Annotated in this window: 21 protein-coding genes and 2 pseudogenes; all 23 read left to right on the top strand. The window is 61.0% G+C overall.

Features of this window, described 5'->3' with window-relative positions; genetic code table 11:
* Positions 1–132 precede the first annotated feature (132 nt).
* The 23 genes and pseudogenes from ABE456_RS04145 to ABE456_RS04035 all read left to right on the top strand — a co-directional run bounded on the left by ABE456_RS04145 (position 133) and on the right by ABE456_RS04035 (position 17,560).
* Positions 133–465, top strand: a complete 333-nt coding sequence (locus ABE456_RS04145; RefSeq protein ID WP_346642838.1) for a phage holin, lambda family — start codon at positions 133–135, stop codon at positions 463–465.
* Between the two features lie 50 nt (positions 466–515).
* A complete protein-coding gene (locus tag ABE456_RS04140) occupies positions 516–761 on the top strand; it encodes a hypothetical protein (RefSeq protein WP_346642837.1) in 246 nt (81 codons plus the stop codon).
* Complete coding sequence (locus ABE456_RS04135; RefSeq protein WP_346642836.1) at positions 752–1,081, top strand: HNH endonuclease signature motif containing protein; 330 nt, start codon at positions 752–754, stop codon at positions 1,079–1,081. Before ABE456_RS04140 ends, ABE456_RS04135 begins: the two co-directional genes overlap by 10 nt.
* A gap of 172 nt (positions 1,082–1,253) precedes the next feature.
* Positions 1,254–1,670, top strand: coding sequence for a hypothetical protein (locus ABE456_RS04130; RefSeq protein WP_277836235.1), 417 nt, complete (start codon positions 1,254–1,256; stop codon positions 1,668–1,670).
* Positions 1,663–3,405, top strand: coding sequence for a terminase TerL endonuclease subunit (locus ABE456_RS04125; RefSeq protein WP_346642835.1), 1,743 nt, complete (start codon positions 1,663–1,665; stop codon positions 3,403–3,405). Before ABE456_RS04130 ends, ABE456_RS04125 begins: the two co-directional genes overlap by 8 nt.
* Positions 3,405–4,703 carry a phage portal protein gene (locus ABE456_RS04120; protein WP_346642834.1) on the top strand — a complete coding sequence of 433 codons (1,299 nt, stop codon included), beginning with the start codon at positions 3,405–3,407 and terminating at the stop codon, positions 4,701–4,703. The genes ABE456_RS04125 and ABE456_RS04120 overlap by 1 nt, the downstream gene beginning before the upstream one ends.
* Positions 4,675–5,379: a head maturation protease, ClpP-related gene (locus tag ABE456_RS04115; protein ID WP_186703027.1), complete on the top strand. Its 705-nt coding sequence runs from the start codon at positions 4,675–4,677 to the stop codon at positions 5,377–5,379. The genes ABE456_RS04120 and ABE456_RS04115 overlap by 29 nt, the downstream gene beginning before the upstream one ends.
* A gap of 64 nt (positions 5,380–5,443) precedes the next feature.
* Positions 5,444–6,667, top strand: a complete 1,224-nt coding sequence (locus tag ABE456_RS04110; RefSeq protein ID WP_346642833.1) for a phage major capsid protein — start codon at positions 5,444–5,446, stop codon at positions 6,665–6,667.
* A gap of 50 nt (positions 6,668–6,717) precedes the next feature.
* Positions 6,718–6,951 carry a hypothetical protein gene (locus ABE456_RS04105; protein WP_346642832.1) on the top strand — a complete coding sequence of 78 codons (234 nt, stop codon included), beginning with the start codon at positions 6,718–6,720 and terminating at the stop codon, positions 6,949–6,951.
* Between the two features lie 4 nt (positions 6,952–6,955).
* Positions 6,956–7,528 carry a head-tail connector protein gene (locus ABE456_RS04100; protein WP_346642831.1) on the top strand — a complete coding sequence of 191 codons (573 nt, stop codon included), beginning with the start codon at positions 6,956–6,958 and terminating at the stop codon, positions 7,526–7,528.
* Entirely contained in the window at positions 7,525–7,863 is a 339-nt protein-coding gene (locus tag ABE456_RS04095; protein ID WP_346642830.1) for a phage head closure protein, read from the top strand. Before ABE456_RS04100 ends, ABE456_RS04095 begins: the two co-directional genes overlap by 4 nt.
* Complete coding sequence (locus tag ABE456_RS04090) at positions 7,856–8,350, top strand: HK97-gp10 family putative phage morphogenesis protein (protein WP_346642829.1); 495 nt, start codon at positions 7,856–7,858, stop codon at positions 8,348–8,350. Before ABE456_RS04095 ends, ABE456_RS04090 begins: the two co-directional genes overlap by 8 nt.
* Positions 8,347–8,715 carry a DUF3168 domain-containing protein gene (locus tag ABE456_RS04085; RefSeq protein WP_346642828.1) on the top strand — a complete coding sequence of 123 codons (369 nt, stop codon included), beginning with the start codon at positions 8,347–8,349 and terminating at the stop codon, positions 8,713–8,715. The genes ABE456_RS04090 and ABE456_RS04085 overlap by 4 nt, the downstream gene beginning before the upstream one ends.
* A gap of 65 nt (positions 8,716–8,780) precedes the next feature.
* Positions 8,781–9,110, top strand: a pseudogene (locus ABE456_RS04080) (phage tail tube protein); the annotation flags it as partial.
* A gap of 132 nt (positions 9,111–9,242) precedes the next feature.
* Positions 9,243–9,515 carry a phage tail tube protein gene (locus tag ABE456_RS04075; RefSeq protein WP_346642909.1) on the top strand — a complete coding sequence of 91 codons (273 nt, stop codon included), beginning with the start codon at positions 9,243–9,245 and terminating at the stop codon, positions 9,513–9,515.
* Positions 9,516–9,523: 8 nt separating this feature from the next.
* Positions 9,524–10,000, top strand: a complete 477-nt coding sequence (locus ABE456_RS04070; RefSeq protein WP_346642827.1) for a phage tail assembly chaperone family protein, TAC — start codon at positions 9,524–9,526, stop codon at positions 9,998–10,000.
* Positions 10,001–10,017: 17 nt separating this feature from the next.
* The gene (locus ABE456_RS04065; RefSeq protein ID WP_346642826.1) at positions 10,018–10,218 is read left to right on the top strand and encodes a hypothetical protein; all 201 of its coding nucleotides are present in this window, start codon (positions 10,018–10,020) and stop codon (positions 10,216–10,218) included.
* Between the two features lie 73 nt (positions 10,219–10,291).
* Positions 10,292–10,642: a superinfection immunity protein gene (locus ABE456_RS04060; RefSeq protein ID WP_346642825.1), complete on the top strand. Its 351-nt coding sequence runs from the start codon at positions 10,292–10,294 to the stop codon at positions 10,640–10,642.
* A 55-nt stretch (positions 10,643–10,697) separates the two neighbouring features.
* A complete protein-coding gene (locus ABE456_RS04055; RefSeq protein WP_346642824.1) occupies positions 10,698–13,133 on the top strand; it encodes a phage tail tape measure protein in 2,436 nt (811 codons plus the stop codon).
* A gap of 9 nt (positions 13,134–13,142) precedes the next feature.
* Positions 13,143–13,622 (top strand): DUF1833 family protein, encoded by a 480-nt coding sequence (locus ABE456_RS04050; protein WP_346642823.1) that lies wholly within the window; start codon positions 13,143–13,145, stop codon positions 13,620–13,622.
* Positions 13,619–13,996 (top strand): annotated as a pseudogene (locus tag ABE456_RS04045) (hypothetical protein); the annotation flags it as partial. The gene ABE456_RS04050 and the pseudogene ABE456_RS04045, both read left to right, overlap by 4 nt.
* Positions 13,995–17,057: a host specificity factor TipJ family phage tail protein gene (locus ABE456_RS04040; protein ID WP_346642822.1), complete on the top strand. Its 3,063-nt coding sequence runs from the start codon at positions 13,995–13,997 to the stop codon at positions 17,055–17,057. The pseudogene ABE456_RS04045 and the gene ABE456_RS04040, both read left to right, overlap by 2 nt.
* Before the next feature lie 20 nt (positions 17,058–17,077).
* On the top strand, positions 17,078–17,560 hold the full coding sequence (locus ABE456_RS04035) for a hypothetical protein (RefSeq protein ID WP_346642821.1): 483 nt from the start codon (positions 17,078–17,080) through the stop codon (positions 17,558–17,560).
* Positions 17,561–17,597 lie beyond the last annotated feature (37 nt).

Raw genomic sequence — 17,597 nt, 5'->3', positions numbered from 1 at the left:
ACCAGCAACCCCTCTAGAGCCTCGGCATTTTGCCGGGGCTTTTTCGTTTTCGGCTCCACCACACCCATCGCTCCGAGCTGGGAGTGCTGTTGGGGTCGAATCTATTCCGCTCCCCACAAGGGAGGAACCGAGATGCCAAACATGCCCGAGAAGGATCCTGGCCTGTGGGCCGCTGTGCTCGCCTGGGTGTTCGCCCATCAGCCTCAGCTGTATGCCGCTGGCCTGTCTGTCGCGATAGCCGTCCTCAGGGTGGTGTACGGCGGCGGTACCCGTCGGCAGATGTACCTCGAAGGCGCATTGTGCGGACTTGTAACGCTGTCGCTGGTACCACTTCTGGAGTGGCTTGGCCTTCCACAAAGCATGGCCACATTTGCTGGTGGTGCCGTCGGCTTCCTTGGCGTCGAGAAGGTGCGCGGATACTACGACCGCACTGCATCGCGGCGAGTTGAAGGTGGTAGCCTGTAGCGGATGCGCCGCCCGGCGCGAATGGATCAACAAGTGGAAAAAGGTGGCGTATGAGCGGGCCAGAACACTCTTCGACGGTAACCCTGGCCGAGGTCAAGGTGACGCCGGAACAGATGGCGATGATCCAGCAGAACCAGCAGGCGTTCCTGTCGATCTTCAAGCAGATACTGGCCGAGCAGGCCAAGACCAATGAGTTGCTGGCCAGCTTCATCCAGGCTCTGGCAGACGATCAAGGTGATGAGCCTGATCCAGACGATGAGCCACGGACCTACCTGGACGGCACGCCATGCCGTTAAGGCCTGGCACGCACAAACCACCTGGCGCAGTCACTGCTAAGCACAAGCCACCAGAGACGCGACAGACCAGCACCGAGCGCGGCTATGGCTACAGGTGGCAGCAGGCTCGAGCTGGCTACCTGCGCAAGCATCCGCTTTGCGTGCACTGCCAGCGCGAGGGAAGGGTAGAGCCAGCCACTGAGTTGGACCACATCGTCCCTCACCGTGGTGACAAAGACCTGTTCTGGTCCAGATCGAACTGGCAGGGCCTCTGCCGGACGCATCACTCACGCAAGACGGCAGCAGAGGACGGCGGCTTCGGCAACGCCCGTCGCGGCTGATCGAAACCGCACGCGCAGGCCTGAGAAATTCGCCAAAAACGGTGAAATGAGAATATTTCTCGACGTTTGGGCGGGGGGAGGGAAAAAGTCTGGGGCATTTTGCTTCTAGACCGCGCCCGGAGTCGTTTTTTCGCGCCGTCAAAATTAGCTTTTTGAAATTGAAGGTTGACAAATGACCCGAGGACGGAAGCCCACGGCGCCCAACCTCAAGGTTCTGGCCGGTACCACTCGCCCGGATCGCGAGGAGAAGGACGCGCCAGAGTTCGACCTGATTGATGACTTCCCAGACGCACCTCAGCACCTGAATCGAGACGGCGCCGAGATGTGGGAGAGCCTGGGCCGGCAGCTGGTTGCCGCCAAGGTACTCCAGGTGGTCGACCTGTATTCACTGGAGCAGCTGTGCTTTGCCTGGCAGTGCTTCCGCAAAAAGGCCAAGGCCGACATGGAGGCCACGGCGGCAGAGACCACGGCGTTGAAGGCGCTGTTCTCTGAGTTCGGTATGACGCCGGCAAGTCGCCGCAAAGTCTCGTCGGGCGGGGAGCAGAAGAAGGGCAACACGTTCGCGGGTAACGGGCGGAAGAATGCGTGACTTCGTCAAGATCGCTACCGACTACGCGAAGGGCGCTGTCGCCGACAAAAAGCGGAAGCGCCACGGCAAGCTGATCCGCCAGGCCGCCCAGCGGTTTCTGGATGACCTGAAGCGTGCCAAGAAGAAGGACTGCCCCTTTATCTTCGACCCCTGGCATGCGAACGACCCGTGCGACTTCATCGAGAAGCTGCACCACGTTGAGGGTAAGTGGGAAAAGCCGACCATCGTGATGCACCCGTCCCACATCTTCTTTGTGGTCCAGCTGTTCGGGTTCCGCAAACGACAGTGGGTGTTCACCGAAGGCTGGGGCGACGACGGGAAGTTTCACCCGCGACGGTTCACCTCAGCGTTATTCGCGGTGGCCCGAAAGAACGCCAAGAGCACGCTGTCCTCGGCCATCCTGCTGTACTGCGAATGCTGCGAGCCCGAAGAGGGCGCCCAGATCATCAGTGCGGCCACCACCTTCCCGCAGGCGTCGATCATCTTCAACGCCGCCAAGCGGATGACCGAGAAGAACGCCGACCTGCGCGAGTACTTCGGGCTTGAGGTCTGGGCCAAGTCCATCAGCCGCGTTCAGACCGGTGCCAGCTTCAAGCCGATTCACGCCAAGGCATCGACACAGGATGGCCTGAACCCATCACACGTCGGCCTGGACGAGATCCATGCCCACAAGACCGCCGACCTGCTGAACGTTCTGCAGTCAGCAGCTGGTGCCCGGGGTAACCCGCTGTGGCTGTTCACGACCACCGAGGGCTACACCAACCCCGGGCCGTGGGCGGAAATACGGATGTTCGCCAAGAAGTTGCTGGGCGGGCTGTTCGGCACCACCGCTGACCACTACCTGGTGGTGTTCTATGCGGTGGATGACGAGGACAAGAGTCTCGGCATCAAGGCCGATGAGGACTTCGACGAGAAAGCCTGGATCAAGGCCAACCCGTTGATGGACGTAAACCCGCACTTGATGGCGGCGATCCAGAAGGAAGCCATCGAAGCGAAGCAGATGCCATCCAAGATGGCCGAGTTTCGCATCAAGCGCCTGAACCGGCCGGCCTCGACAGCTGACGGCTGGGTTGACCTGAACAAGTGGCAGCAGTGCGGCGGCGAGATTGACCTGGACTGGCTCGCGCAGTACCCGTGCTGGGGTGGGCTGGACTTGGCGTCCACCCGTGACCTCACGTCGTTCCGCCTTGTGTGGGATGTCGACGGCGTTCTGTACACCTACGGGTGGCGCTGGGCGCCGGAGAGCGCGGTGGCTTACCGCACCGAGCGGGGCACCGTGCCGTATGCCGCCTGGGTTGAATCGGGCCTGCTCAAGCAGACCGAGGGCGACGTTACCGATTACGCGGTGATCGAGGCCGACGTGAAAGCGGTTTGCGAGCGCTTCAATGTGCAGGCCATCGGCTATGACCGGTGGAACGCCACCGACCTGGTGAACCGACTGGTTGCTGCCGAGCTCCCGATGGTCGAGTTCATTCAGGGGCCGAAGTCTTACCACCCGGCGATGCAGACCCTGGAACTGGCCTATATCTCCGGCAAGTTGGTGCACGGTGGCGACATGCTGCTGAACTGGTGCGCCTCCAACCTCATCGCCCGGCGCGACGACAACATGAACATGGCCCCGGACAAGAAGCGTTCGGCGGACAAGATCGACGACATGACCGCTCTGCTTATGGCTGTGGGCGTTTCTAAGGCAGGGCAAGAGCAGCCCATAACTGACCTATGCGTGGTGCTGTGATGTTCAACTTTGGGAAAACAAAGAAGCTGGAACAGGACCTTGCCGCTATGCGCGAGGAGCTGGGCGAGCTCAAGAACAAAGAGCTCACCTGGAACGAAATGGACCGCTCCCAGTGGGCTGACTTCTTTGGCGCCGTGCCTTCCTCGGCCGGCGTGGTTGTCACCACCGAGACCGCCAAGCGCAGTGCCGCTGTTTATGCCTGCTGCCGCCTCATCGCCGGCGCAGTGGCTTTGCTGCCGCTGCCAATCTACGAGCGCACGCAGAATGGCGGGCGGGCGAGAGCGAATCACGACCTCTGGTGGCTGCTGAACGAATCGCCTTATCCGACCCTGACGGCCTGTTCGTTCTGGGAGTGGATGTTGTCGTCCATGCTTCTGCGTGGCGATGGCCTCGCTCAAATCGTCCGCGATCGTTCCGGCAAGCCTGTGCGGCTCATGCCGCTTCCCCGGGAATGTGTATCGATCGTGCGGGTTGGCGACACGCTGCACTACTACGTGAATGATGACGGCAAGTACTTCGGCTTGGAGTCGGAGGATGTCTTGCACTTTCCCGGCTTTGGGTTCGACGGCACCAAGGGCGAGTCGGTGATTCGCTACGCCGCCCGCCAGGCCGTGGGTGCTGCCCTGGCCGCCGACGAGTATGCCGGCGAGTTCTTCAGCAACGGTGCAAGCCCGAGCATAGCCATCACCTATCCGGCAGGCGTATCACCCGGGACAGAACAACAGGACTACCTGCGTCAGCAGTTCACTGAGAAGTACACGGGTCGCACCAACCACCATAAGCCGATGCTGCTGGTGAACGGGGGTGATATCAAGCCCGTGAGCCTCACTGCCGAGGATGCCCAGCTACTGGAAACCCGCAAGTTTCAGGTGATCGAGATTGCTCGAGCATTTGGCGCGCCGCCGCACATGATCGGCGAAACCTCCGCATCAACGAGCTGGGGCACTGGCATCGAGCAGATGTCGATCGGCTTCGTCCGCTACACGCTGGGGCCGCACTTGCGCCGCATCGAGCAGGAGCTGAACCGCAAGCTGTGGCCGCGCTCGACCCGCTTCTTCACCGAGTTCAACCGTGAAGGCCTGCTCGCCGGTGACAGCAAGACCGAATCTGATGTGCTCGGCAAGGCGCTTGGCGGGCCAGGCGCCCAAGGCTGGATGACCGTTGACGAAGTGCGGGCCATCAAGAACCTGCCTCCAGTCCCGGGCGGCGACAAACTCTACTTTTCGACTGCCAGCCAGAAGCCGGCCAAACCCCCAGAGGCTCAGCCCGATGAACCTGATCCAACTGTTCAAGAATAACCAGGCGGCCAAGCGCGAGTTTCGGATCGTCAGCGAGGCCCGGGAGGCGACCATCTACCTCTACGACATCATCGGCGAGGACTGGTACGGCGGCGTGGCAGCCAAAGACTTCGTGCCGCAACTGGCCGCGCTCGACGTTGACACTATTCACCTGCGGATCAATAGCCCCGGCGGGGATGTGTTCGACGCCCGCGCGATGGCCCAGGCAATCAAGTCGCACCCGGCCAAGGTAATCGCCCACATCGATGGCCAGGCCGTTTCGGCAGCCACCTATGTGGCGGTGGCAGCGGATGAAGTGGAAATTGCCGAAGGCGGTTTCTTCATGATCCACAACGCCTGGACCATCCAGATGGGCAATGCCAAGGATTTCCGCGATCAGGCCGACCTGCTGGACAAGGTCGATGCCAGCATCAGCGCCGACTACGAGCGCAAGACCGGTAAGTCCGCCGAGGAAGTCCTGGCCTTGATGGCGGCCACCACCTGGATGACCGCGGCGGAGGCGCTGGAAGGCGGATTTGTTGATCGCCTGGCCGAAGGCAAAACCGCCACACAGAACCACTGGAACCTTGCCGCCTACGGCAATGCACCCAAGGCGCTGACTGAGCGCCCCGAGCCAACAGTCAATCGCGAAGCCCTTGAACGCCGCCTTTCGCTGTTGGAAAAAATCGCGCCGTAGGCCTCGCGCCGTCGCGTAAATCCAGCCCGCCCAGTGCGGGCTTTTTTGCATCTGGAGAAAAGTTATGACCATTCAAGCAATGCGCGAGCGCCGTAATGGCTTGGCCATCGAAGCCCGCAAGCTGCTGGACGAGACCAAGGATAAACCCTGGACGCCCGAGCACCAGACCAAGTACGACACCCTCACCGGTGATATCTCCGATCTCGATGGCCGGATCGAGCGTGAGCAAAAGGTGTTGGACCTCGCCGCCGAGCAGCATTTCAACAAGGGTGGCGATGGCAACAAGAAGCCTGGCAAGCGCGATACCGAAGACCTGCTCTCGGATATCGGTATCTTCGACACCTGGACCCGTCGCGGTGAGCGCGGCTTCACCAACGAGCAGGCCGCCAAGTTCTTCAACACCATGAGCACCACCACCGGCTCCGAGGGTGGCTACACCGTCCCGTCCGCTGTGGCGTCCAGCCTGATCGACTCCCTGAAGCTGTTCGGCGGCATGCGCGCGGTGGCCGAGATCCTGAACACTGCCCAGGGCAACCCGCTGAGCTTCCCATCTTCGAATGGAACCAGCGAAGAGGGTGAGATCCTGGCCGAGAACGCCCAGGCCAGCGCGCTCGATCCGGCGTTCGGCACTGTCAGCCTGAACGTGTTCAAGTACAGCTCCAAGATCATCGCGGTGCCGATCGAGCTGCTGCAGGACAGTTCGATCGATATCGAGGCGTTCATTCGCAAGCGCATCATCGAGCGTGTCGGTCGTATCACCAACCGCCACTTCACCACCGGTACCGGCACTGGCCAGCCGCGCGGCATCGTGACCGCATCCTCTTCCGGCAAGATCGGCACCACCGGCCAGACCCTGACCGTGGGTTACGACGACCTGGTCGACCTGCTGGAATCGGTGGACGAGGCCTATCAGCTGGCTGGCAGCTGTAAGTTCATGTTCGCCCAGACCGTGCGCAAACTGCTGCGCAAGCTGAAGGACACCGCAGGTCGCCCGATCTGGACCCCAGGCTACGAGGCTGGCATCACCGCCGGCGCCCCGGACCTGCTGCTGGGCAAGGAAGTGGCGCTGAACAACGACATGCCGGCGCCGGCGGCGAACGCCAAGTCGATCATCTACGGCGACCTGTCGAAGTACATGATCCGCGATGCCATGCAGGTCAACCTGATGCGCTTCGACGACAGCGCCTTCGCTTCCAAAGGGCAGGTCGGCTTCCTGGCCTTCATGCGCAGCGGCGGCAACCTGACCGACTCCGATGCCGTGAAGCACTACCAGCACTCGGCGACCTGAGGCGCCTGGCGGGCTGCGGCCCGCCATCCCCTATCCAGAGGACATGAACCATGGCTGCAAAGAAAGATTTGGTGCAGGTGCGTGTGCTGTGCGGTTTCCCGCTTGAGGGGCGCGAGTACAAGCCTGGCCAGCTGGTTGGCTTCCCAGCCGAGCAGGTTGAGCAATTGAAGGGCATGGGCGCGGTCGACCCCGGCAAGGATGCCTTGGCCGCATGCAAGGCGGCGGGTTTCAATCTGGTCGAGCATTCGCCGGCCGATGCGCCAGAGGCGGCGGAAGAGGGCTGATCCTATGGGGCTGCAACTGCTGGAAGCGCCCACGGCCCAGGCCGTATCGCTTGAGGTGGCCAAGAAGCACTTGCGTATTGCCCCTGACGATACCGACCAGGACGACGAGGTGGCGCGTATCGTGCGTGCGGCAACAGCCTGGGCAGAGCGGATCACTCAGCGATCGCTTTGCCCGCAGCGCTGGCGGCTTCATCTGGATGGTTTCCCTTGCGGTGCGGTGTTGATCCCAAGGCCGCCCCTGCAGACCGTCGAGGCTGTCAGCTACACCGATTCTGTCGGGTCTGTTCAAACGCTGGACGCGTCAGGTTACATCGTCAATCCGTTTGAGATTCTGGGGCGCGTATCGCTTGCGCAGGGGCAGGCCTGGCCGGCGACACGCAAGCAGGCCATGTCGGTGCAGATCGACTTCACCGCCGGGTATGCAGCTGTGCCGGAGGACATCGTGGCCGCGATCCTGCTACTGGTTGGTCACCTGGACCAGAACCGCGAGCAGGTGGTCACCGGCACTATTGCCACGGATTTGCCTATGGGTGTCGAGGCGCTGCTGTCGCCCTACTGCGTTCCGGGTGTGCCATGAGACTCGGCCGGCTGAACCACCTCATCACCATTGAACACCTGGTGAAGGCCCGAGACCCGGTCACCTTGGAGTTTGGGGAGCCGGCCTGGCAGAAGTTCGCCCAGGTGTACGCTGAGGTCTCGCCGCTGTCTGCCCGGGACTTGATCGCAGCGCAGGCTGCCCAGTCCGAAGCCACCGCCCGCATGGTGATCAGGTACCGGTCAGGCGTGCTGTCGACCATGCGCATCGTCCACCGAGGCGAGGTATACAGCATCGAAGGCCCACCGCTGGAGGACACCAAGTCTGGTCTGGAGTATCTGACGATCCTGGTCTCGAAGGGGGTGAAGGATGGCTGATGGCGTAGAGTTCAGCATTCTTGGCCTGGGCAGCCTGCTGGGAAAATTGGCGGAGGTGAGCGTTGACGTTCGCCGCAAGGGTGGCCGCGCCGCGCTTCGCAAGGCGGCGCAAGTGGTGGTGCAGAAAGCCAAGGAGGGCGCCGAGCGCATCGACGACAAGGCCACAGGCCGGTCGATCTCGGACAACATCGCGCTGCGCTGGAACGGTCGCCTGTTCAAGCGCACGGGTGACCTTGGCTTTCGTATCGGCGTGCAACACGGCGCTGTGCTGGCCAAGAAGGGCGAGGCCGTCGACACCGCCACCAATGCCCCTACACCCCATTGGCGCCTGATCGAGTTCGGTACCGAGAAGATCGCGGCTGCACCGTTCATGCGTCCAGCCCTGGCCGACAACATCAGCCTAGTGACCAACACCTTCGTCACCGAGTACGAGAAGGCAATCGACCGTGCCATTCGGCGCGCAGCGAAAAAGGCGACATCCTCATGACACCACCGATCGTACAGGCCTGCTTGCAGAGCGCTGCTGTAACGGCTCTGCTCGGCACTGGAACATCCATGCGTCTCTACTCGTTCGGGGAGGCGGAGCAGGGCGTGGCCAAGCCATACGCTGTCTGGCAGATCGTCAGCGGAAGCCCCGAGAATTACCTGGCCGGTCGCCCGGATCTCGACAGCGTCACCCTGCAGGTCGATGTTTACGCCGTTACTGGCGATTCGGCCCGAAAGGTTCGGGATGCCATACGTGATGCGGTCGAGTTGGACGCCTACGTCACCCGCTGGGGCGCCGAAGGACGAGATCCCGAAACCAAAAACTACCGTGCCAGCTTCGACGTGGACTGGATGGTCCGCCGGTAGAGCTGCAACCAAACCCAATAGCCCGCTCAGTGCGGGTTTTCTTTTGCCCGCAATTGGAGAAACCCATGGCGATTCTCGCTCAAGGCACTCAGATCTATGCCCTGGTGCCCAAAGTTGGTAACCCGTCCGAGTTCGAGGTCATCGAGATCGAGTGCGCAACGGCGTTCAACCCTGGTGGCAACCCGGCTGACCAGGTTGAGGTTACCTGCCTCAGCGACACCGTCCGCAAATACCTGCGCGGCCTGCGCACCCCCGGCCAAGCGTCCCTGACCCTTAACGTCGACCCACGCAACGCCTCCCACGTACGCCTGCACCAGATCTCGGAAGACGACACCATCGAGAGCATCCGCTGGGTGGTTGGCTGGTCTGACGGCAAGGACATCAAGCCAACGGTCGGCGTTACCGGCGCGCTGGCGGCGATCGAGTTGACCAATGGCGGTACTGGCTACACCTCCGCCCCGACCGTTGCGTTTTCGGGTGGCGGCGGTACCGGTGCTGCGGCCATCGCGATCATCGAGGACGGCAAGGTGGTTGGGTTCAGCATCACCAACGCCGGCACCGGCTACACCAGCAAGCCAACCGTTACCCTGACCGGTGGCGCGGGTACCGGCGCAACCGCTTCGGCAATCCTGGGTGACGCGGAAGACTTCGTGCTGCCTTCGACCCGTACTTGGTTCCTGTTCGACGGCTATGTCTCCGACTTCCCGTTCGACTTTGCCGCCAACGCTGCGGTTACCACGGCGGCCACCATTCAGCGCTCCGGCGGCTCCGCCTGGATTCGTAAGACTACCAACGTGTGAGGTAACGCATGAAACTGACACTCGACGCGCTCAAGGGCGTAGGGTCATTCACTGGGCGACCGGTGGAAAAGGAAATCAAGTGGCGCCAGGGCGGCAACGATTACACCGCCACTGTCTACGTCCGCCCGATGGGCTACCAGACGGCAGTGAGCGATGTACTCTCGGTCAGTAGCAAGCAAGACAGCATTGCCGGCCGCATTGCTGCGTCTATCTGCGACGAGCACGGCTATCCAGTGTTCAGCAGCTCGTTGGACATCACTCACGGCCCGCTCGATCCAGTAGAGCTTGAAAAGGACCCGGAGAGCCAGAAGCGCCTGGGATCCCTTGATGGCAACCTGTCCGTCGCTCTGCTGTTCGCTATCCAGGAGGTCAACGACCTGGGAAAGACGAAGAGCTCACCGAGCGCGACGAAGTCTGGCACGAACTCGTCCTCTCCGGCGTCGGGGGCTCGACGATCGCGCAAGCCAAGGAAAACCTCAGCCTGAGTGAGTTCAGGTCCTGGGTGAAGTACCGAAAGCGCCGCGGCACGCTTCACCTTGGCATGCGGGTGGAGCGCTCGGTGGCCATGCTGGCGGCGCTGACGGCCAACCTGCACCGGGATCCGCAGAAACGACCAACGCCCTACACCTGGAAGGACTTCGCTCTGCATGAGGATGAGGACGCGCCGATCTCCCTTGAGGAGGCCATGGCTTCCTGGGCATAGGCTTGGATCCTGCAGAAGGCTTCCCACTTGGACGATATGGTAGATTGTCCAGTTTTACAGGGAGTACCGGATCATGGTTGTCGATGCAGGCGCATTACAGAGCAACGTAATGAAGGGCATGGTGGTAGCGTTGTACTTTCTGCCGTTTATCGTTGCCTGGCTGCGAGGCCATCACAACAAAGTACCTGTCTTTCTACTGAACCTGTTTCTTGGATGGACCGGCATCGGCTGGCTTGCGGCTTTGATTTGGTCCGCCTCTTCGATAAGAAGGCGGACTCCAGTCGAATTGACTAGTCCAGCAGCGAGCCGGGCTGAAGCGGAAGACCCATATCACAAGCTCGAAAAGTTAGCCGAACTGAGAGATCGGGGACTTCTCACCGCTGAAGAGTTTGAAGCGGAGAAAGCCAAGATCCTCAGTAGGTAGCCATCCACCTGTTAATCCGCCCGCTATGCGGGCTTTTTTTTGCCCGGAGAAAAAGATGGCCTCAAGATCATTAGGCACTTTGACTCTGGACGTCATTGCACAGGTAGGCGGTTTTGTAGCCGGCATGGACAAGGCGGAACGCAGTTCCGCCAAGTGGCGAAAGGAGGTTGAAAAAAGCGCAAAGGCGGTCGGTACCGCTGTAGGCGCCGGTGTCGCGACTGCTGTTACAGCGTTTACGACGATGATGGTGTCAGCGGTTAATTCGGCATCTGAGATATCTAACCTTGCTGCCGTTGCAAACGTCAGTGTCACTGACTTCCAGAAGATGGCTGTGGGAGCCAAGACCGTAGGGGTCGAGCAAGATAAGCTTGCTGACATTCTCAAGGATGTGAATGACAAGGTCGGTGATTTTCTGAACACCGGCGGCGGTGGAATGGCTGACTTTTTTGAGCAGATTGCCCCTAAAGTCGGCGTCACAGCAGATCAGTTTAAAAACCTAAGCGGTAGCCAGGCCCTTGGGCTTTACGTCTCCAGTCTCGAAAAGGCAAAGGTTAGCCAGTCGGACATGACCTTCTATCTGGAAGCGATTGCCAGCGATGCAACAGCCCTTCTGCCACTGCTAAGAAATAATGCCGAAGGCTTCAAACGGTACGGTGATGCGGCTGAAGCGGCTGGCGCCGTGATGGACGAAACTACGATTCTCGCCGCAAAGCAATTCAGTACCGAACTTACCGTGCTTGGTACGTACCTCGGTTCGGTTAGGACCGCCTTAGCTGCTGAACTGATGCCGGTTCTCGCTCAGTTCTCTAAGGACCTCACCGATACAACTGAAAAAGCTGGGGGATTGCGAGGGAAAGTTAAAGAGCTAGCAGATGATCTGGTCGAAGCTGCAGCTGTTACTGCGACTCTTGTTGATGGGTTGGGAAGAACTTTCACAGTGGTCGCCGGAGTAATTGCCTCCGGGTTTGCAACTACGGTGAGCTACATGCAGCAATTAGGGGCTGCGGGTAGCAAGATACTTGGAACAATTACATTTGGGGAGATGTCGAAAAGCTTCAAGCAGGATGCTGCCAAGTTAACCAATGATGCTGTCATTAACATGACGACGGCTAACTCTATTGTCATAGATTTGATGAAAGAGTTTGATAAACCTTGGTCTGGCGACACCATCCGTCAGTATGTGATAGATGCGAAGAAGGCAGCCGCAGAGCTCGGTACTATCACTCCTCCAGGCACGTTCACGCCGACTACGCCGGCCCAACAGGAAGCAGCCAAGGCGGCCGAGGCCGCGGCGAAAAAGCTACAGAGCCAGTTCGACACCGCCGAAGAGGGCTACAAGCGACAGATTGCGCTGATCAACACCGAGACCGACAAGCGCAAGGAGGCCACCGAGGTCGCCAAGCTGCAGTTCGAACTGGAGTCGGGAAATCTCACAGGGTTGAGCGCCAAGCAGCAGGAACGTTTGAAAGGCTTGGCCGCCGAACTGGACCAGCTGAAAAAGCTGAAACAGGCCAAGGAGGATGACAAGGCCGTCGCGGCCTTCGGTGCCAGCGTCGACCGGCAGCTGACCATTGACCAGCGCGCCCTGGACGCTCCCCTGCTCAACGCCTATGACACCGACAAGGTGAAGGAGCGAGCCCTCGAACTGCTGGCGATCGAGCAGGACTATCAGGATCAGCTTGAGGACCTGAGACAGCGGCATGAGGCTGGCGATGTGTCCGATTCGGCCTACGAACGCGAGACGGAGATCCTCAATGATGCGCTCGAAAAGCGCCGGGCCATGCAGGAGAAGTACTACCAGGACATCGACCAGCTGCAGCAGAACGCCGGTGCCGGCTTCATCAGCGGCTTCGCGAGCCAGGCCGATGCGGCGATGGACCTCTACAGCAACATGCAGAACGTCGGTGCCGATGCCTTCAGTTCGTTGACCGACATGGTCACGGAGTGGGCTGAGACCGGCAAGATGAACGTCAAGGGCTTCGCGGCCACCTTCATGCAGTCAATCGGCCATGCGCTGTTGTCCTACGCTGCCGCGCAGGTGGCCATGGCGGCATTGAGCGCATTCACCGCAATGATTGGCGTTCCATTCATCGGCCCGGCCATTGCGCCAGGAGCGGCAATCGCCGCTGCGGGTGCTGCCGGCGTACTCATGACCGCGGTTGGCTCGGCGCTGGATGGCCAGGCGCATGACGGTATCGACTATGTCCCAGCTGACGGTACCTGGAACCTTAAAAAGGGCGAGCGGGTAACCACCGAGAAGACCAGCGCCAAGCTGGACCGAACCCTCAATTCAATCCAGCAGGGCCAGGGTCAGTCGAGTCGAGCGATGACCGTCAACATCCATGAAGACGCCTCCAAGGCTGGCCAGGTAAATCGGCAGCAGCTCACCGCCGAGGATGTCATCGACATCTATGTCGCGAACGTCAGCCAGGACGGCCGCATTCACGACGCCAACGCTTCGAAGTACGGGCTTAAAACTGTGGGCAGCTGAGGAGGCTCAATGAATCCGATTGAAAGAGCCTTCGCCTCGGGCGGTGATCTGCTGATCAAAACCGTCGAGGCTCGGGCAGAGGGCGAAGAAGCCTCGCTGCTGTTCTGCCAAGGCTTCGACGACACGACGTGCAGCACCGAGGACGGCAGAACCCTGACGTTCACCGCTCTCGCCATGGAGGAGGCGCTTCCGAAGAACGACAACAGCGCCTACCAGAGCCTGGACATTGCCCTAGACAACACGATGGGCGATGTCCAGGAGATCGTCGAAGGCTACAAGGCGGCCGGTAAGCGGATCGACATCATCTACCGCGAGTACCTGCTGAGCGACCTGACGTATCCGGCCAACGTTTTCTACATGACCGTGCTCAGCCGTGAGTATTCGAACAACGTGGCGCGCTTCACCTGCGGGTTCTTCGACCTGCTGAACACGATCTTCAACCGTGACGTTCTGACCACCAATATCGCCCCGGGCATCATGTTCCTATGACCTTGAATAAGTTCCTCTCCGCGCCCTACCGAGAAGGTGCGCGGGGCCCCCTCGCGTTCGACTGCTGGGGGTTGTGTATCCATGTCCGGCATCAGGTGTTCGGGCTGCCGCTCCTGCCAAGCCTTGGGGCGGTGGGTAAAGACCGAGTTCGGGAGAACACAGCGGCCTATCACGATCTACGCCAGGGGATGGACGAGTGCCAGCCGCAGCCCGGCGCCATTGCTGCCGTATTCCGCGGCGCGCTCTGCCTACATGTCGGTGTTGTGGTGGAGGTTGAGGGCCGGCTGAAGGTGCTTGACACCAATCCCGGCGGGCCACGCCTCAGCACCATTCAAGATTTCCGAGACGCTTACCCAAGGGTGGTTTTCTACCGTGATCGCGTTCTATCCCAACAAGATGAGCAACGCCGCGCCGATCGGCACCTGGATGACGGATCGCCGCATGACCATCGAGGCGTGGCTGAAGTCCATGGCCCCGTCCTACGAACGCCGGGAAATCCCACCATTCAGCGTGGTGCTGAACGACGAGATCATCGATCACCACCTATGGCACAAGGTGAAGTTCAAACCGGCTGACCAGGTCGAGATCTACTTCGAGCCAAAGGGCACAGACCCTTTCACCATTACCTACGCGCTGTTCAAGGGCGCCAAGGCAGTGTTCAAGGCACTCCAGCCGAAAATGCCTGGCATGCCTTCGATCAATACCACCTCTGGCGATCCGATCAACGAGGCAAGCGCCAAGGGCAACAAGGTCAAGCTCGGTGACCGGATTCGCGAGATTGCTGGGTGGCAGCGTGTTTACCCGTCGTACCTGGCTGAGCCGCGGCGTTACTTTGTGTCGCCGCGCGAACAATGGGTTGAGCTGTTCCTGTACATCTCCAAGGGCCAGGTCGATGCCCCGCTGAGCAAGATGAAGGTCGGCGACACGCCGCTGATCTCTCTCGGCGCCGACGCCCAGGTTGCGGTTTACGGGCCTGGCGAGAGCGTACTGGGCGATCCGGCCTCCATGCTCTGGTACAACGTGACCGAAGTCGGGTCCAGTTCCAGCGGCAACGCGGGCCTTGAACTCACGGTGGCCACCACCATCACCCGCTCGGCAACGGCCTCCGCCTACCAGTTCAATGGCGAATCTGTATCGGTGCCCACCGGCGCCGGCCAGCTGCCGACGGACTGGGAAAGCGGGCTGGTGATCAGGGTTCTGCCCTATTACCAGTACACCGTGATCGATGGTGGCGGCGACCGGGACATTGTCCAGGGGCCGCTGGGGATGCTGAATCCCTATGTGGGCATGCCCATCGAGGTCCAGGGGGTGAACGCTGGCGATTACGTGGTGGACAGCTACACACCATACAGTCCCGCCGTACCGGCAAGCCCAGGCACGGCCTCGACGTTGACCGGCTCGGCAGCGCCTACCCGATATGACTTCAACGTCACCCCGCTGAGCTTTACGCTGGCGCGCGGCTCGTCGACGTATCCGATCACGCTGAACGCCGCCGCCACGGACCTGGCCGGCCTGGTGTCGGCGCTGAATTCCAAGCTGACCGGCACGCCGCTGCAGGCCCAGCAGAGCAGCGGGCGAGTTCGGTTCGTTGAAGTGACGCCGTTTGCCGGCCAGACCGTCACCGCCACCGGCGCTGCCACCATACTTGGATCGGCCCCGGTGGGCGTCACTGGTACGGCTACCACCAGCGGAACGCCCGAGCAGCCTGCGCAGATGACGCTGAACTTCGACGGTGGTGTCCCGGTAAATAGCCTCGCCGCAGGTGCCGGCATGGCTGCCATTGGCCCGCGCGGCATGCGTTACAGGATCACGTCCTACAACACCTCGCTCATGACACTGGAGCGCCTAACGGCGTCTGGGGCGGTGGACGATGATTGGCCAGGCTTCGATTTGCTGAACACGGTGAACGCGGTCATCACGCTGGACGCCTCCAATCTTGAAGGCGGCTATCGCGGGCCTTACGCCTGTCAGCCCGAAGGGCAGAAGGTCACGGCAATCGAGTACTCCGTCTTCTACGCCAACGGGCTATTCGGCCTTGGACGGGAAGGGCAGGTCTACCAGACCCAATCGTTCCACACGTTCGAATACCGTGACATGGATATCGCAGGTGAGTGGACGGTGGTCGAGGGCGGCCATGTCGGCGACACGCGCGATGCTCTGGGCTTCACACATAGAGTGAACCTCCCATATCCGATGCGGGCCGAGGCAAGGATCAAAAAACGCTGGGTTGCTCTGCCTGGCCGCGCCAACGCTGAGGCCAACGACGAATCGAGCTGGTACTCGCTGTACGGGCTACGGCAGACACGCCCCGCAACCTATCCGGGCATGACCACCATGGCGGTGCGTATCCGCGGTGGTGACCGGATATCGGCGCAGTCGGAGAGTGACATCAGCGTCGAGGCCACACGGGTGCTGCCGGTTAGATCCGCAGGGGCCTGGCAGGCTGCCGTGGCAACTCGCGGGATTGCACCCTGGTGCCTGAGCCGACTTAAAGCAGTTGGCTACAAGGACAGCGACATCGACATGGAGGAGTTTGATCGCCTCGACCTTATCTGGACCGCCGCAGGGCAGTTCTACGACGAGACTATCGACGAGTCGATGACCTTGAAAGATGCGCTGAACAACGCCTTGGCCTGCGGCTGGGCCGAGCTGGTGGTGGTCAACGGAAAGATCAGGCCGGTGCAGGATGTGCCGCGGGCGGCGTTTGATCGCGAGTACGGGCCGAAGACCCAGACCTATTCGCCGCAGAACATGACCAAGGCCTTGTCCATCCAGGGGCCTCTGCCCTCCATCAACGACTACGACGGCGTCGACGTGGAGTACTTCTCCAATCGAACCTGGGCTTGGGAAACAGTCCCTTGCCGATGGCCAGGTGATGAAGGCATCAAGGTCGAAATCGTCAGGCTACCCGGATGCGGTGACCGGGATCGCGCGTACCGCTTTGGCATGCGCCGTCGTGGCCACCAGAAGTTCAGGCTGGACACCTACGACTGGGCAACTGAGCTGGACGGCCGAAACTCGGGCTATCTGGGCTTCTGTGCGGTAGCAGCGGATTCGCCTGGGCGCTGCCAGAGCTCGCTGCTTGTGGACTTTGTCCGCGACGACCTTGGTGTCGTGCTTGAGTCGTCCGAGCCGTTGGACTGGTCTGCGGGCGGCGATCACCGCATCGGCGTGCGCCGGCAGGACGGCACCCTCTCGGGCCCTTACCCCGCAACCCAGATCGACGATGTCCGCGTGCGGATTGCCGAACTGGACTTCGAGCCGGACGTTAGCTGGGACCTGGAACCACCACACCTGCTGTTCGGCCCATGGTCGAAATGGGCCTACCCCGTATTGGTGACAAGCTCTGACTCGTCCGGTGGCAGCACCGCGATGAAGGGCATGCCATACGACGGCCGGGTTTACACCTACGACAATGCCATGGCCCCGGAATAGGGGCCGTACAGGAATGCCCAATGTTGACGATCCCAGACGGCCTGCCTCTCCCGCTGATGGAGGGGTACGGGCTTACCCCGGTGAGCCCGGTTTCCAGTACGCAGATGATCACCGGCAGATCGCGCCGGCGCCGGATCTACCGGAGCACCCCCAGCCGGGTCAGCGTGACCTGGTTGCTGACGGATCAGCAGGGCCAGCTGTTCGAGGGCTGGTACCGCTGGGGTATCAACGCCGTGGACTGGTTCCTCTGTCCAATCAAGAGCCCGATGGGGCTCAAGATGACCAGGGCGCAGTTCGTGGACATCTACACCGGCCCTTCGCTGGTCAGTGGCCGGTTCTGGCGATACACGGCAGAGCTCGAGCTGTTCGATCTCCCTGTGCCGGATGAAGCCACCTTTCTTGATCTGCTGCTGGGCATGCCTGTCCCGCTGATGAACGCTGCAATCAGTGCCGAGCTACAGCGTTGGTACACCAAGTCTTGGCCCAGCGCCAAGCTGACCTGAATCCCTGCCCGCTGAACGCGGGTATTTTTTTTGCCTG

The sequence above is a fragment of the Pseudomonas sp. TWI929 genome, assembly GCF_039673335.1.
Classification (GTDB): Bacteria; Pseudomonadota; Gammaproteobacteria; order Pseudomonadales; family Pseudomonadaceae; genus Aquipseudomonas.
The sequence above is the reverse complement of the archived record's forward strand: the minus strand, read 5'-3'. Positions and strand labels throughout refer to the sequence as shown.